This window comes from Streptomyces canus, from assembly GCF_001514145.1.
Taxonomy (GTDB): domain Bacteria; phylum Actinomycetota; class Actinomycetes; order Streptomycetales; family Streptomycetaceae; genus Streptomyces; species Streptomyces canus.
The window spans coordinates 308528-323329 of the sequence record NZ_KQ948667.1 but is presented as its reverse complement, the minus strand read 5'-3'; the positions used below and the strand labels follow the sequence as shown (position 1 = coordinate 323329).

Sequence of the window (14802 nt, the reverse complement as noted above, 5' to 3'; positions counted from 1 at the left end):
GCCCCCTTCCCCCGTGCGCCTAGCCTGACGGCGTGACCGATGACACGACGGCCGGGCCGACAGGCGACTGGAGCGGCTGGCGGGCCGCCACCGAGGCCGCCCTCTACGGCCCTGACGGCTTCTACCTCAGGCCGGAGGGCCCGGCCGGGCACTTCCGTACGTCCGTGCACGCCTCGCCGTTGTTCGCCGAGGCCGTGGCCCGGCTGCTGTGCCGCATCGACGAGGCGCTCGGGCGGCCCGCACGGCTCGACTTCGTCGACATGGCCGCGGGGCGGGGCGAGTTGGCCACCGGCGTCCTCACCGCCCTGCCCGCCGACGTGGCCGCCCGCACGCGCGCGTACGCCGTCGAGATCGCCGACCGCCCCGAGGCCCTCGATCACCGGATCGAGTGGCTGACCGGGCCACCGAAGAACATCACCGGGCTGCTGTTCGCCAACGAATGGCTGGACAACGTACCCGTGGAGATCGCCGAGACGGACGCCTCGGGCGTCCCACGACAGGTGCTCGTACGACGGGACGGTCGCGAGCGTCTCGGGGAACCGGTCGCCGGGGCGGACGCCGAGTGGCTGGACCGGTGGTGGCCGCTGCCGCCCGAGGAGGGGCTGCGGGCCGAGATCGGTCTGCCCCGGGACGAGGCGTGGGCGTCGGTGGTCGCCGCGGTGGAGGGAGGGCTCGCGGTCGCCGTCGACTACGCGCACACGGCATCCTCACGCCCCCTGTTCGGGACACTCACCGGTTTCCGTGAAGGGCGCGAGACGGCCCCCGTACCGGACGGGTCGTGCGACCTCACGGCCCATGTGGCGCTGGACGCGTGCGCGCTCCCCGGAGGGCGCGTGCTCACCCAACGCGATGCGCTGCGCGCCCTGGGCATCGCGGGCGCACGCCCCCCGCTCACGCTCGCGTCCACGCGGCCCACGGAGTACGTACGCGCCCTCGCGCGTGCCGGAGAGGCCGCCGAGCTCACCGCGGCGGGCGGCCTCGGCGACTTCGGCTGGCTGCTCCAGCCCGTGGGCCTGTCCGTCGGAATTCCGGACGCGCCCCTCGACGGGCCGCTCGCCGGCCTACTTGTCGATGTCCCCGACCACGAAGAACAGTGATCCCAGGATCGCCACCATGTCCGCGACCAGCGTGCCCGGCAACAGCTCGACCAGGGCCTGGATGTTGTTGTACGAGGCCGAGCGCAGCTTCAGCCGGTACGGGGTCTTCTCGCCCTTGCTGACGAGGTAGTAGCCGTTGATGCCGAGCGGGTTCTCGGTCCACGCGTACGTGTGCCCCTCGGGCGCCTTCAGGACCTTGGGGAGCCGCTGGTTGATCGGTCCGGGCGGCAGCTCGGCGAGCCGGTCCAGGCAGGCGTCGGCGAGGTCGAGGGCGTTGTGGGTCTGCTCCAGGAGGACCTCGAAGCGGGCGAGGCAGTCGCCCTCCTCGCGTGTGACCACCTTCAGCGTGTCCTGGAGCTCTCCGTAGCCGAGGTACGGCTCGTCGCGGCGCAGGTCGAAGTCGACGCCCGAGGCACGCGCGATGGGCCCGCTGACGCCGTACGCGTGGACGGCCTCGGGCGCGAGGACGCCCACGTCCCGGGTGCGGCCCCGGAAGATCTCGTTGCCGAGCACCAGGTCGTCGAAGCGGTCCATGCGCGAGCGCACGGCGGAGACGGCGGCACGCGCGCGCGTGGACCAGCCGGCCGGCAGGTCCTCCTTGAGGCCGCCGACGCGGTTGAACATGTAGTGCATCCGGCCGCCGGAGACCTCCTCCATGACGTTCTGGAGGACTTCCCGCTCCCGGAACGCATAGAAGACCGGGGTGATGCCGCCGAGCTCCAGCGGGTACGAGCCCAGGAACATCAGGTGGTTCAGCACCCGGTTGAGCTCGGCGAGCAGCGTGCGCGTCCACACCGCGCGCGTGGGGACCTCCATGCCGAGCATCCGCTCCACGGCGAGGACCACGCCCAGCTCGTTGGAGAAGGCCGACAGCCAGTCGTGGCGGTTGGCGAGCATGATGATCTGGCGGTAGTCGCGCGCCTCGAAGAGCTTCTCCGCGCCGCGGTGCATATAGCCGATCACCGGCTCCGCGCTCATGATGCGCTCGCCGTCCAGGACGAGCCTCAGGCGCAGCACACCATGGGTGGACGGGTGCTGCGGTCCGATGTTGAGCACCATGTCGGTGCTCTCCGCGGCGCCGCCGATGCCGACCGTGGTCTCCGTCGTAGGAGTCATGGACACAGTCTCTCCTACGTACGCTGGCCCCATGGAGACGGGGAGCGGGCAGAACACTGAGGTCGCGGGCGACGAACCGGTGTGGACCGGGCTGCCGCCGGGGCTGCTGCGGATGCGACGGCTGTTGCTGGTGGTGTGGCTGGGACTGCTCGCCGTCGCCATGGGGCTGCTGCTCGGGCTGCTGTGCGGGCCGGCGTGGGCGGCCTTCGCGCTGCTCCCGCTCGCCCTCATCTGCTGGGGGTGGGTGATGATCGGCCGCAACTGGCGCTCCTGGCGCTACGCCGAGCGCGCCGACGACCTGCTGATCAGCCGGGGCGTGCTGTGGCGCGAGGAGACCGTCGTACCGTACGGCCGCATGCAGCTGGTCGAGGTCACCTCCGGGCCGGTGGAGCGGCACTTCGGGCTGGCCAGCGTCCAGCTGCACACGGCGGCCGCGGCGACCGACGCTGCCATCCCCGGCCTCGACCCGGCCGAGGCGGAGCGGCTGCGCGACCGGCTCACCGAACTCGGCGAGGCCCGATCGGCGGGCCTGTGACGACTCCGGGCGTCGACGACGCCGTACAGGAGAAGCCGGAGAAAGAACCCGTCACCGAGCGGCGGCTGCATCCCATAACGCCCCTCAGGCGGGCGTGGGCGCCGGTCGCCGTCGTCATCGGGTGGGCCGTGCACGACCCCGACCAGACGCAGCGCCAGTTGACCCGGCTGACGACCACCACGCTGCTGATCGCGCTCGCCGTCGTCGTCCCGGCCGCCGCCCTGTACGGCTTTCTCACCTGGTGGTTCACCCACTTCGCGGTGACCGACACGGAACTGCGCATCCGGACCGGGCTGTTGTTCCGGCGTACCGCGCACATCCGGCTCGAGCGGATCCAGGCGATCGACGTCACCCAGCCGCTCCTCGCGCGCGTGGCGGGCGTCGCGAAGCTCAGGCTCGATGTCGTGGGCACCGACAAGAAGGACGAACTGGCCTTCCTCGGGGAGCGCGAGGCTCGGGCTCTGCGCGCGGAACTCCTCGCGCGCGCCGCCGGGTTCGCTCCCGAGACCGCGCACGAGGTGGGTGAGGCTCCGGCGCGCGAGCTGCTGCACACGCCCCCGCGCGATCTCGCGCTCTCTCTCGTGCTGACGGGCGCCACCTGGGGCAGCCTGGTCGCCGCCCTCGTCGTACCGCCGCTGCTGTGGATGGCCACCCACAGCGTCTGGACGGTCCTCGCAACCGCCCTGCCGCTGCTCGGCGCGGCGGGGGCGAGCAGCGTGGGGCGGTTCGTCAGCGAGTACGACTGGACGGTCGGCGAGTCCCCGGACGGGCTGCGCATCGACCACGGGCTCCTGGACCGCAGCCACGAGACGGTGCCGCCGGGGCGGGTGCAGACCGTACGGATCGTGGAGCCGCTGCTGTGGCGGCGGCGCGGCTGGGTCCGGGTCGAACTGGACGTGGCCGGTTCGTCCAACTCCGTGCTGGTGCCGGTCGCTCCCCGCGAGGTCGCCGAGGCGGTCGTCGCGCGTGTGCTGCCCGGTGTGACCGTGCCGCCGCTGTCGGCGCTGGTGCGGCCCCCGCGGCGGGCCGGCCGGTGCGTGCCCGTGTGGTGGCGCGGCTACGGACTCGCCGTCACCGACTCGGTGTTCGCGGCACGCCAGGGGCTGCTGCGGCGGACCTTGGCGCTCGTCCCGCACGCCAAGGTCCAGAGCGTGCGGCTCACGCAAGGGCCCTGGGAGCGGCTGTGGCGGGTCGCCGACGTCCATGTGGACACGGGAGCGAACAAGACCGTCACGGCCCGCCTGAGGGACGCCCAGGAGGCCGCGGAGCTGCTCAAGGCGCAGGCGGAGAGGTCGCGGACGGGACGGAAAGGGGCACGGCCCGACCGCTGGATGGTCTGACCGTGCCCCTGGTGAGCACCTGTACGTCCGTCAGGAGACCGCGCTGCGCAGTCCCTTCAGGTCGATCTGTTCCGTCTCGTCGTGGGCCGTCAGGTCGATGACCTGGCCGACGCCACGCGACTCCTCGTCGGCCGGCTTGAACTCCGCCTCCGACTCGGCCTTGTGCAGGGCGAGGGCCTCCTGGCCGACGACGTCGGCGAGGTCCTCGTTCTGCACGGCCTCCAGGGCGTCCCGCGAGGTACCCGCCTTCGTACCGAAGAAGTCGAACCCGCCCTCGATCCGCGGGCGCCGCGCGGGAGCCGCGGGCACGACCGCGACCGCGGTCGGCGCGATGAAGTGCCCGGCGGGCCGCTGCTGCGGCTGGGCGGCTCTGCCCGTGGTGGTGGCGGCCGCGTGCTCATGCCCGTCGGCCGCCTCGGGCTTCCCCTGCGCCTCGTCCTCCTGCGCGGCCTCCGCCTCGGTGCCGACGGTGTCCGCCGCGCCGGAAGCCGCGTTCACCGGCTGGCCTTTGGAGCCGGCCTTGACCTTGGGATCGGGCTTGGGCCCGCTCTTCGCGGCACCCTTGGGCTCCGCTTTGGCCTTGGTCCCGGCCTTGGTCCCGGCCTTGGGCTCCGGCTCGTCCTCCGGCTCGGCCTTCGTCTTGGTGGCCCCGTCGCCGTCCGCGTCGAGCCGCTTCAGCGCCGCGCTCGCCCGCAGGAACAGCCGGGACCCCTCCGGAGAGAAGATCGCGGGCCGCTCCGGAGTCTCCTCCGAGGCCTCCGAAGCCTCGGAGACGTCGGTCTCCACCTCGGTCTCCACCTCGACCGCGGCCTCGGACTCGTCCTCGGCAGCCACCGCCACGGCCTCCGCGTCGGCCTGCGCCGCCGGCAGCGCACGCGCCGGGGCGGCCTCTATCTCCAGCAGCCGGCGCCCCTCCAGGGCGCTCGCCCGCTCGGTCTCCGCCGTGGCGTACCGCCGCAGCAGTGCCGCGTGTTCGTTGCGCAGCCCCGCCAGCTCCGTCCGCTTCGCCCGCAGCCGCTGCTCCAGCTTGACGCGCAGCTCGCGCGACTCCTCGAGATCGGTCTCGAGTTCGGCGACCCGCTCCTCGTGCCGCCACTCGTCGCCGGCACGCGCGCGCGTGAGATCCGCGACCTGCTTGCCCGCCTGCGCGTCCCAACGGCGCATGACGGCCGCCCCCACGACCGCGACCGCCGCGGCGAACGCGGCTATCACGCGCAGCACGGCCTCTTGCGAGAACACCCAGGGGCCGAAGGCACAGATGAGGGAGACGCCAGCGATCGCCGACGGAGGCAGCAGCCTGTGCAAGGGCGGGGAATGGCGGTGACGTCCACGTGGCATGGCCAGAAACTTACCGCGCGTAGGCGAATCGTGGTGCCCCGCCCCGTAAAAACACAGCCACCCCGTTGCGTTCACACGACATCGTGAATCGGAACGGTTGCCGAATTCGGCGTATTGATCACTCATCGCTCACTCAGCCGCTCGCTGACCCACTGCAAGGTCGCCGGGATCTCCCGTCGCCAGGTGTTGAAGTTGTGCCCGCCGCTTTCCAGGATGATCGACGAGATCCGTGTCGTTTCCGTCGCCTTCACCCGCTCTATGAACTTCAGAGTGTCCTTGTAGTTCGCCTCGCCCACCTTGCTGCTGCTGACGAGCAGTGAGGTGTCGGGCGCGGGCAGGTGTTTGAGGCACCACCACAGGTTCGCGCGGTCGCGCAGCGCCTTGTCGCCCTGGAAGAGATCGCCCGTGGTGGGGTCGACGGGAGCGTTGTAGTACGGGGACAGCCCCGCCCCCGCGGCGTACACCTTGGGATGGTGCATGGCGAGCTTCAGCGCGCAGTAGCCGCCCGTGGAGTCGCCGATGATCCCCCAACTTCCCGGTTTCCTTCCCACCCGGTAGTGCGCCGTCACCGCTTCCGGCAGGTCCTTCGCGAAGAACGACTCGGTCTGCGGACCGTCCGGAACGTCCGCGCACTCGGTGTCACGCGGCGGTGCCACCGTCGGCCGCAGCATCACCAGGATCATCGGCCGCATACGGCCGTCCTTCGTCAGTTCAAGAGCCGTGCGCGGATAGTGGAGTTTGTCCACCAGCGCTCGGGCGGTGCCCGGATAACCGGTGAGCACGACGGCCGCGGGGAAGGTACGCGCGCGATAGCGCTCCTGGAAATACTCCGGCGGCAGATAGACGTACGCGGGGCTGGCGATGTGTGACGTGGGGCCGACGATGTCGACCTTCTGAACCTGCCCGACCGACGACGGCTGAAAGCCGCCCCTTCCGGGCACGTCCCCGATCTCGGTCACCCTCAGGGGCCCGCGCGAACGGTCCGCCGGGGTGTGGTCGACCACCACGCCCTGGCCGGTCTCCCGGCCGAACAGGTCGGCCCAGGAGGCGTAGAACCCGTAAGCGTGGTTGGCGGCGAGTCCCACCGACACGAAGAGCGAGAGCTGTGTAGCGAGCAGCAGCCCGATACGGCCGCTGACGGGCCGCCAGCCACGCCGCGCCAGACGCGGCCAGAACCACACCGTGACGGCGAACAGCGCCACGGCGGCCAGGACCGCCAGCACCAGCGTGTTGTTGCTCGTGAGACCCATTGCTTGCTTTCGCTTTCCTCGGCCTTTGAAACGGCTTTGAGGAGATGAGTGAACCTCTCCTCACGAGACACCGTCCTAGAGGGCGCAATGTCGCCGGATGCCCGAATCGGGGCTCCGGATCCAGAGTCACTCGCAGAACCATGGGATGCGATGTCTGTCAGGACAGATGAGGAAATGTCGGGCGGGGTTCCGATCCGATCAACACGGCTGCGGCGTGCACTGCACGGCCCGCGCCCCGAGGCCGTCCCCGTCCTCGTCGCCAGAGCCTGCGCCCTCGTAGGTCTTCTGGACATCGCCGCCGGCGTCTTTCCACGCTTCCGGCACAGCCGTATGCACACCATGGCCGAGGTACTGCCCGGCGCGCTCGGCCCGTTCGCGGCCGCGCTCTCGCTCAGCACCGGCGTGCTGTTGCTGCTGCTCGCCCACGGCCTCAGGCGCCGCAAGCGCCGGGCCTGGCGGGCGGCCGTGGCACTGCTGCCGGCGGGCGCGCTGGCGCAGTTCACGTACCGTCACTCACTCGTCGGGGCGGCCATCTCGCTCGCCCTGCTCGCGCCGCTGCTGCGCCACCGCGACCAGTTCAGGGCACTGCCCGACCCGCGCAGCCGCTGGCGCGCACTCGCCAACTTCGTCCTCATGGGCGCCGGTTCCCTCGCGCTCGGGCTGATCATCGTCAGCGCCCACCCGAACCGCATGGTCGGAAACCCGAGTCTGGCCGATCGCATCACGCACGTCCTGTACGGCCTCTTCGGCTTCGAGGGCCCCGTCGACTACCAGGGCGACACCTCGTGGACCGTCGGCGCCTCCCTGGGCGCCCTGGGCCTGCTCACGGCGATCACCACGATCTACCTCGCCTTCCGCCCCGAGCACCCGGCCGCCCACCTCACGGAAGAGGACGAGAGCCGTCTGCGGGCCCTGCTGGCCAAGCACGGCGGCCGTGACTCCCTCGGTCACTTCGCGCTGCGCCGCGACAAGGCCGTCGTCTTCTCCCCCAGTGGCAAGGCGGCCGTGACCTACCGCGTCGTCTCCGGCGTGATGCTCGCCAGCGGCGACCCGATCGGCGACGTCGAGGCCTGGCCGGGCGCGATCGAGCGCTTCATGGACGAGGCCCAGGCGCACTCCTGGACACCCGCCGTCATGGGCTGTTCGGAGACCGGCGGCGAGGTGTGGACCCGCGAGACCGGCCTGGACGCGCTCGAACTGGGCGACGAGGCGGTGGTGGACGTCGCGGATTTCTCGCTCGCCGGCCGCGCGATGCGCAATGTGCGCCAGATGGTCAAGCGCATCGAGCGGGCCGGTTACGAGACCCGGGTACGGCGCGTCCGTGACGTCGGGGAGACCGAGCTGGAGCGGATCCGGCAGGCTTCCGAGGACTGGCGCGGCACCGACACCGAGCGCGGCTTCTCCATGGCCCTGGGCCGCATCGGCGACCTCGCCGACGGCGACTGCCTCATCGCCACCGCCCACAAGGCCGACGACCAGCCCGGTCCCTACGGCGATCTCAAGGCGATCCTGCACTTCGTACCGTGGGGCACGGACGGCGTCTCCCTGGACCTGATGCGGCGGGACCGCTCGGCGGACCCCGGCATGAACGAACTGCTGATCGTGGCCGCCCTCCAGGCGGCCCCGAAACTCGACATCACGCGCGTGTCACTCAACTTCGCGATGTTCCGCGCGGCGCTGGCACGCGGCGAGAAGATCGGCGCGGGGCCGGTGCTGCGCGCCTGGCGGGGCCTGCTGGTCTTCCTGTCCCGCTGGTTCCAGATCGAGTCCCTGTACAAGTTCAACGCCAAGTTCCAGCCCCGCTGGGAACCCCGTTTCGTCGTCTACCGGGCCTCCGGCGACCTCCCGCGCATCGGCTTCGCCGCCATGCAGGCGGAGGGCTTCGTCAACCTCGCCCTCCCGTTGCCGCGCTTCCTGCGCCGCCGCTCGCACACCGCACGCGCGTGTGCCCACGCGGTCGCGGAGCGGGACGTCAGAGCGGCCTGAGCCACGGGCCGCGCGGTCCCGCCGCTCCACGCTGGGCCTAGGCTGAACGCATGAGCAAGCAGAGCGGACGCGGGCGCGTCGCCGGGCTTCCGGAATGGGACCGCTGCGCGGTCATGGGAGTCGTGAACGTCACCCCCGACTCCTTCTCCGACGGCGGCCGCTGGTTCGACACGACGGCTGCCGTCAAGCACGGGCTCGCCCTCGTCGAGGAGGGCGCCGACCTCGTCGACGTCGGCGGCGAGTCCACCCGTCCCGGAGCCACCCGGGTGGATGAGGACGAGGAACTCCGACGCGTCATCCCCGTCGTCCGCGGTCTCGCCTCCGAAGGCGTCACCGTCTCGGTCGACACCATGCGCGCCTCCGTCGCCGAACAGGCCCTCGTCGCCGGCGCGGCCCTCGTCAACGACGTCAGCGGCGGTCTCGCCGACCCCGCGATGATCCCGGTCGTCGCCGACGCGGGCGCCCCCTTCGTCGTCATGCACTGGCGCGGTTTCCTGGAAGGCGGCAACGTCAAGGGCGTCTACGCCGACGTCGTCGCCGAGGTGGTCGACGAGCTCCACGCGCGTGTGGACGCCGTCCTCGCGGGCGGCATCTCTGCCGACCGGGTCGTCGTCGACCCGGGCCTCGGCTTCTCCAAGGATGCCGAGCACGACCTGGTCCTCCTCTCCCACCTCGACCGCCTCCTCGGCCTCGGCCACCCCCTCCTCGTCGCCGCCTCCCGCAAGCGGTTCCTCGGCCGTGTCCTCGCCGGTCCGGAAGGCGCCCCGCCGCCCGCGCGCGAGCGCGACGCCGCCACGGCCGCCGTCTCCGCCCTCGCGGCGCACGCCGGCGCGTGGGCGGTGCGCGTGCACGAGGTGCGCGCGACGGCGGACGCGGTACGGGTCGCCCGCGCCGTGGAAGGAGCCCGGTGAGCGCCCCCCACACCGACGTGGAACAGGTGGAAGCCGCCAACACCGCCTTCTACGAGGCGCTGGAGCGCGGTGACTTCGAGGAGCTGTCCTCGTTCTGGCTCACCCCTGCGGACCTGGGCGTCGACGAGGAGTACCACGACCCGGCCGACGTCGGCGTGGTCTCCTGCGTGCACCCCGGCTGGCCCGTGCTGACCGGCCGTGGCGAAGTCCTCAGGTCGTACGCGTTGATCATGGCGAACACGGACTACATCCAGTTCTTCCTCACGGACGTGCACGTCTCGGTGACCGGCGACACCGCCCTGGTGACGTGCACCGAGAACATCCTCAGCGGCGGCCCGGCCCCCGAGGGCGGCGAGGAGCTCGGACCCCTCGTCGGCCAGCTGGTGGTCGCCACGAACGTGTTCCGCCGTACCCCCGAAGGCTGGAAGATGTGGTCCCATCACGCCTCTCCGGTGCTGGCCGAGAACGACGAGGACGAGGACGGGGAAGCCCCTTCCTGACCCATCGGGACCAAGAAGTGGTTGGAATCACGAACCCCTGGGTATGGGCGGCTACCAACCCTTGAGCCGCCGGGTTCCCCAGGGGAAACACACGGTGAAACCTCCGGACCCCGGCAACGGCGCGCGCTCCTGTGGCCCGGCCGTGTCAGTGCTCGCAGGTAGATTCGTTCGAGGCCGGTGTACCGCCCGCACGCGGTACGGACCGGCCGTCACCGACGATTGCAGGAGTGATTCGCGTGGATCGTGTCGCGCTGCGCGGCCTGAAGGCCCGCGGGCACCACGGTGTGTTCCCCAAGGAGCGCGAGGAGGGTCAGACCTTCATCGTGGACATCGTCCTGGGACTGGACACCCGGCCGGCCGCCGCCGATGACGACCTGACGAAGACCGTGCACTACGGCATCGTGGCGGAGGAGGTCGTGGCCGTCGTCGAGGGCGAACCCGTCAACCTCATCGAGACGCTCGCCGAGCGCATCGCCCAGGCCTGTCTGAAGCACGAGGGGGTAGAGGAGGTCGAGGTCAGGGTCCACAAACCCGACGCACCGATCACCGTGCCCTTCGACGACGTGACCGTCACCATCACCCGGAGCCGAGTATGACCGCGTCCTTCGCCGCGGGTCACAGCGACCCGACCGTACAGCCGGTGCCCGCCTCCGTCGTGCAGCAGGTGGACGCCGCCGACGCCACCCTCCAGAACCCGAAGCGGGCCGTGCTCTCCCTGGGTTCCAACCTCGGCAACCGCCTGGAGACCCTCCAGGGGGCCATCGACGCCCTGGAGGACACCCCCGGGGTCCGCATCAAGGCCGTCTCCCCCGTCTACGAGACGCAGCCGTGGGGCGTGGCGGCCGACAGCCAGCCGTCGTACTTCAACGCGGTCGTCGTGCTGAAGACCACGCTCCCGCCGTCCTCCCTGCTGGAGCGGGCGCACGCGGTCGAGGAGGCCTTCAACCGGGTGCGGGACGAGCGCTGGGGCCCGCGCACCCTCGACGTCGACATCGTCGCGTACGCCGAGATGGTCTCCGACGATCCGGTCCTCACCCTGCCCCACCCCCGCGCCCACGAGCGCGCGTTCGTGCTCGCCCCCTGGCACGACGTGGAACCCGAGGCCCAGTTGCCCGGCCGCGGTCCGGTCGCCGCACTCCTCGACACCGTCACGCGAAACGGCGTGGAACCCCGCAAGGACCTGGAACTCCAGCTGCCCCAATAGCCGTTAAGGTCAAGACGACCACTGTCCGTGGGACAGCCCACGGACCTCGGGGGAGCTGAAGGGGCACCGTGAGAGAGCTGCGCATCAGGCTGCTGGCCGGCGTCTTCGCCGTGGCCGGGATCCTGTCCTGGGCGGGCGCCCGCCTGTGGAATTCGGTCGGGACCCTGCCCAGCGTCCCGCTGGCCGCCCCCATCGTTCTCGCCCTGATCGCCGTGGTCCTCATGGCCACGGCGCTCTCCATCCGCTCCCGCCTGAAGGCCCAGCGCGAGCGCGTCCCCGAGGCGAAGGGCGTCGACCCGCTGATGGCCGCCCGCGCGGTCGTCTTCGGCCAGGCCAGCGCCCTGGTCGCCGCCCTCGTCTCCGGCATGTACGGCGGCACCGGCGTCTTCCTCCTGGAGTCCCTCGACATCCCCGCCCGCCGCGACCAGGCCATCTACGCCGGCTTCTCGGTCCTGGCAGGCATCGCGGTGATAGCGGCGGCCATCTTCCTGGAGCGTGTGTGCAAGCTTCCGGAGGACGACGACCGGAACACCGGCGCCGCGTCGACGGCGTGAGGGCCACAGTCGACTGAAGGTCCGAGAACAGCCCGCCCGGTCAGCGCGCCATGATGAGGCTCATCGCCTCGTTGCGCGTCGCCGCGTCCCGCAGCTGACCGCGCACGGCCGACGTGAGCGTCTTCGCACCGGGCTTGCGGATGCCCCGCATCGACATGCACATGTGCTCGCACTCCACGACGACGATCACGCCACGCGGCTCCAGGATCTCCATCAGGGAATCCGCTATCTGCGTGGTGAGCCGTTCCTGCACCTGCGGCCGACGGGCATAGACGTCCACGAGCCGGGCCAGCTTCGACAGCCCCGTGATCTTGCCGGTGGTGGCCGGGATGTACCCGACATGGGCGACGCCCCGGAACGGCACCAGGTGATGCTCACAGGTCGAGTACACCTCGATGTCCTTCACGAGCACCATCTCGTCGTGCCCCAGGTCGAACGTCGTGGTCAGCACGTCCTCGGGCTTCTGCCACAGCCCCGCGAATATCTCCTTGTACGACCGGGCCACCCGCGCCGGCGTCTCCCGCAGGCCCTCTCGGTCCGGGTCCTCGCCGACCGCGATCAGCAGCTCGCGGATGGCGTTCTCGGCGCGCTTCTCGTCGAACTCGCCGATGGAGCCCTCGCCGTCCAGCGTCACGGGGTCGGTCATCTGGTGCCTCGTTCCTAGAGTCCCTCACGGCCGAAAAACGCCGCGCCCCCCAGGCTAAAACCTGGGGGGCGCGGCATCCATTCCGGGTCCGGCGAGGTCACCGGGGCGGGACGGGTGAGCGTCAGCTCTCGGGGCGCTCCTCGGGAACCGCCTCCGTGACCGGCTCCGACGAGGTGGCCTTGGCGGTGGTGATCGCCGGGGCCGCGCCGTTGGCGCCGTTCGTCAGTGCGAGCTCCCTGGGGGAGAGCACCGGCGGACGGGTGGAGGGCGTACGCCGGGAGGAACCGGTCCAGGCCGGCCGCGGGGGACGCTTGACGATGGGAGCGAAGATCTCGGCGATCTGCTCCTTGTTCAGCGTCTCCTTCTCCAGCAGCTGGAGCACGAGCGCGTCGAGGACGTCGCGGTTCTCGACCAGGATCTCCCAGGCCTCGTTGTGCGCCGTCTCGATGAGCTTCTTGACCTCTTCGTCGACCAGCGCGGCGACCTCTTCCGAGTAGTCACGCGGGTGCGACATCTCACGACCGAGGAACGGCTCGGTGTTGTCGCCACCGAACTTGATGGCGCCGAGACGCTCGGTCATGCCGTACTGCGTGACCATCGCGCGGGCCGTTGCGGTGGCCTTCTCGATGTCGTTCGCAGCGCCGGTGGTCGGGTCGTGGAAGACCAGTTCCTCGGCCGCGCGGCCGCCCAGCATGTAAGCCAGCTGGTCCAGCATCTCGTTGCGCGTGGTCGAGTACTTGTCCTCGTCCGGCAGGACCATCGTGTAGCCCAGAGCACGGCCTCTCGAGAGGATCGTGATCTTGTGGACCGGGTCGGAGTTCGGGGAGGCCGCCGCGACCAGGGCGTGTCCGCCCTCGTGGTACGCGGTGATCTTCTTTTCCTTGTCCGACATGATCCGGGTCCGCTTCTGCGGGCCCGCCACGACACGGTCGATGGCCTCGTCCAGCGAGTGGTTGTCGATGAGCTTCTTGTCGCTGCGCGCCGTGAGGAGCGCCGCTTCGTTCAGCACGTTCGACAGGTCCGCGCCGGTGAAGCCCGGGGTGCGGCGGGCGACGGCCGAGAGGTCGACGTCCGGAGCGACCGGCTTGCCCTTCTGGTGGACCTTGAGGATCTCCAGACGGCCCTGCATGTCCGGGCGGTCGACCGCGATCTGGCGGTCGAAGCGGCCGGGGCGCAGGAGGGCCGGGTCGAGGATGTCGGGCCGGTTCGTCGCGGCGATGAGAATCACACCGCCCTTGACGTCGAAGCCGTCCATCTCGACGAGCAGCTGGTTCAGCGTCTGCTCGCGCTCGTCGTGACCGCCGCCGAGGCCGGCGCCGCGATGGCGGCCGACCGCGTCGATCTCGTCGACGAAGACGATCGCCGGGGCGTTCGCCTTGGCCTGCTCGAAGAGGTCACGGACTCGGGAGGCACCGACACCGACGAACATCTCGACGAAGTCGGAACCCGAGATCGAGTAGAAGGGGACACCGGCCTCGCCCGCGACGGCGCGCGCGAGCAGGGTCTTGCCGGTGCCGGGAGGGCCGTACAGCAGTACGCCCTTGGGGATCTTGGCCCCGACCGCCTGGAACTTCGCCGGTTCCTGGAGGAACTCCTTGATCTCCTGGAGCTCCTCGACCGCCTCGTCCGAGCCTGCGACGTCCGAGAACGTCGTCTTCGGGGTGTCCTTGGTGATGAGCTTCGCCTTGGACTTCCCGAAGTTCATGACCCGGGAGCCGCCGCCCTGCATCTGATTCATCAGGAACAGGAAGACGACCACGATGAGGACGAAGGGGAGCAGGGAGAGCAGGATCCCGACGAAGGCGTTCTGCTTCGTCGGCGAGACGGTGTACCCGTCGGGGATCTGCTTGTCCTGGTACTTGGTCTGCAGCGTGTTGGCGATGGTCACGCCCTGGTCGCCGATGTAGCTCGCCTGGATCTTCGAGCTGCCTTCGACCTTTTCGCCGTCCTTGAGCTGCACCTTGATGGTGTTCTCGTCGCCGGTGGTCAGCTTGGCTTGTTCGACCTTGTTGTCATTGATCGCCTGGACGACCTGGCCGGTGTCCACCGTCTTGTAGCCGCCGGACGAGCCGACGACCTGCATCAACACGACCACGGCAAGGACGGCCAGCACGATCCACATGACCGGCCCACGGAAGTATCGCTTCACGTCCATCCATACGGAGCGGTGTCGCCCCGTCCCTCCTGCCATAGTGAGTTTGATAAGACAGTTCTTCTGACGGTACCCCAGCATTGTGGGCCGAAGCCGCACGGGAGAGCTGTCGAACCCGTCTGCATGCTCCAACGGCGCGAAACCCGCTGGGGTTCCCGATCGTCTTACAGGGC

At 70.5% G+C, this 14802-nt stretch carries 14 protein-coding genes; 9 read left to right on the top strand and 5 right to left on the bottom strand.

Features of this window, described 5'->3' with window-relative positions; translation table 11 throughout:
• The first annotated feature begins 32 nt into the window (after positions 1-32).
• Positions 33-1097, top strand: a complete 1065-nt coding sequence (locus AQJ46_RS33890) for an SAM-dependent methyltransferase (protein WP_059209175.1) — start codon at positions 33-35, stop codon at positions 1095-1097.
• Here AQJ46_RS33890 and AQJ46_RS33885 read toward each other — a convergent pair.
• Positions 1062-2213 carry an NADH-quinone oxidoreductase subunit D gene (locus tag AQJ46_RS33885; protein ID WP_057612431.1) on the bottom strand — a complete coding sequence of 384 codons (1152 nt, stop codon included), beginning with the start codon at positions 2211-2213 and terminating at the stop codon, positions 1062-1064. The genes AQJ46_RS33890 and AQJ46_RS33885 overlap by 36 nt on opposite strands.
• Before the next feature lie 31 nt (positions 2214-2244).
• Between AQJ46_RS33885 and AQJ46_RS33880 the strand changes: the two genes are divergently transcribed.
• Both AQJ46_RS33880 and AQJ46_RS33875 read left to right on the top strand, forming a co-directional pair.
• On the top strand, positions 2245-2748 hold the full coding sequence (locus AQJ46_RS33880) for a PH domain-containing protein (RefSeq protein ID WP_059209174.1): 504 nt from the start codon (positions 2245-2247) through the stop codon (positions 2746-2748).
• A complete protein-coding gene (locus AQJ46_RS33875; protein ID WP_059209173.1) occupies positions 2745-4088 on the top strand; it encodes a PH domain-containing protein in 1344 nt (447 codons plus the stop codon). Before AQJ46_RS33880 ends, AQJ46_RS33875 begins: the two co-directional genes overlap by 4 nt.
• Positions 4089-4118: 30 nt before the next feature.
• On the opposite strand, the gene AQJ46_RS33870 is transcribed toward AQJ46_RS33875, so the two are convergent.
• Complete coding sequence (locus tag AQJ46_RS33870) at positions 4119-5426, bottom strand: hypothetical protein (RefSeq protein ID WP_059209172.1); 1308 nt, start codon at positions 5424-5426, stop codon at positions 4119-4121.
• A gap of 122 nt (positions 5427-5548) precedes the next feature.
• Positions 5549-6676 (bottom strand): alpha/beta hydrolase, encoded by a 1128-nt coding sequence (locus AQJ46_RS33865; RefSeq protein ID WP_059209171.1) that lies wholly within the window; start codon positions 6674-6676, stop codon positions 5549-5551.
• Between the two features lie 174 nt (positions 6677-6850).
• On the opposite strand from AQJ46_RS33865, the gene AQJ46_RS33860 reads away from it, so the two are divergent.
• From AQJ46_RS33860 to AQJ46_RS33835, 6 genes are all read left to right on the top strand, one after another.
• Positions 6851-8662 (top strand): phosphatidylglycerol lysyltransferase domain-containing protein, encoded by a 1812-nt coding sequence (locus AQJ46_RS33860; protein WP_057612426.1) that lies wholly within the window; start codon positions 6851-6853, stop codon positions 8660-8662.
• A gap of 50 nt (positions 8663-8712) precedes the next feature.
• Positions 8713-9573, top strand: a complete 861-nt coding sequence (gene folP / locus AQJ46_RS33855) for a dihydropteroate synthase (RefSeq protein WP_059209170.1) — start codon at positions 8713-8715, stop codon at positions 9571-9573.
• Positions 9570-10073, top strand: coding sequence for a nuclear transport factor 2 family protein (locus AQJ46_RS33850; RefSeq protein WP_057612424.1), 504 nt, complete (start codon positions 9570-9572; stop codon positions 10071-10073). Before folP ends, AQJ46_RS33850 begins: the two co-directional genes overlap by 4 nt.
• A gap of 236 nt (positions 10074-10309) precedes the next feature.
• Entirely contained in the window at positions 10310-10669 is a 360-nt protein-coding gene (gene folB, locus AQJ46_RS33845; RefSeq protein WP_057612423.1) for a dihydroneopterin aldolase, read from the top strand.
• On the top strand, positions 10666-11277 hold the full coding sequence (gene folK, locus AQJ46_RS33840; protein WP_059209169.1) for a 2-amino-4-hydroxy-6-hydroxymethyldihydropteridine diphosphokinase: 612 nt from the start codon (positions 10666-10668) through the stop codon (positions 11275-11277). The genes folB and folK overlap by 4 nt, the downstream gene beginning before the upstream one ends.
• A 68-nt stretch (positions 11278-11345) precedes the next feature.
• On the top strand, positions 11346-11831 hold the full coding sequence (locus tag AQJ46_RS33835) for a DUF3180 domain-containing protein (protein ID WP_057612421.1): 486 nt from the start codon (positions 11346-11348) through the stop codon (positions 11829-11831).
• Between the two features lie 40 nt (positions 11832-11871).
• Here AQJ46_RS33835 and folE read toward each other — a convergent pair whose 3' ends face one another.
• Together folE and ftsH are read right to left on the bottom strand one after the other, a co-directional pair.
• On the bottom strand, positions 11872-12477 hold the full coding sequence (gene folE / locus AQJ46_RS33830; protein WP_059209168.1) for a GTP cyclohydrolase I FolE: 606 nt from the start codon (positions 12475-12477) through the stop codon (positions 11872-11874).
• 121 nt (positions 12478-12598) lie between these two features.
• Complete coding sequence (gene ftsH, locus AQJ46_RS33825; RefSeq protein ID WP_059209167.1) at positions 12599-14632, bottom strand: ATP-dependent zinc metalloprotease FtsH; 2034 nt, start codon at positions 14630-14632, stop codon at positions 12599-12601.
• Positions 14633-14802: the final 170 nt, after the last annotated feature.

Excerpts from the sequence above, each read along its gene's own strand:
- AQJ46_RS33885 (WP_057612431.1), bottom strand. The coding sequence starts at position 2,213 with ATGACTCCTACGACGGAGACCACGGTCGGCATCGGCGGCGCCGCGGAG.
- AQJ46_RS33880 (WP_059209174.1), top strand. The coding sequence starts at position 2,245 with ATGGAGACGGGGAGCGGGCAGAACACTGAGGTCGCGGGCGACGAACCG.
- AQJ46_RS33870 (WP_059209172.1), bottom strand. The coding sequence starts at position 5,426 with ATGCCACGTGGACGTCACCGCCATTCCCCGCCCTTGCACAGGCTGCTG.
- AQJ46_RS33865 (WP_059209171.1), bottom strand. The coding sequence starts at position 6,676 with ATGGGTCTCACGAGCAACAACACGCTGGTGCTGGCGGTCCTGGCCGCC.
- AQJ46_RS33860 (WP_057612426.1), top strand. The coding sequence starts at position 6,851 with ATGTCGGGCGGGGTTCCGATCCGATCAACACGGCTGCGGCGTGCACTG.
- folP (WP_059209170.1), top strand. The coding sequence starts at position 8,713 with ATGAGCAAGCAGAGCGGACGCGGGCGCGTCGCCGGGCTTCCGGAATGG.
- folK (WP_059209169.1), top strand. The coding sequence starts at position 10,666 with ATGACCGCGTCCTTCGCCGCGGGTCACAGCGACCCGACCGTACAGCCG.
- folE (WP_059209168.1), bottom strand. The coding sequence starts at position 12,477 with ATGACCGACCCCGTGACGCTGGACGGCGAGGGCTCCATCGGCGAGTTC.
- ftsH (WP_059209167.1), bottom strand. The coding sequence starts at position 14,632 with ATGGACGTGAAGCGATACTTCCGTGGGCCGGTCATGTGGATCGTGCTG.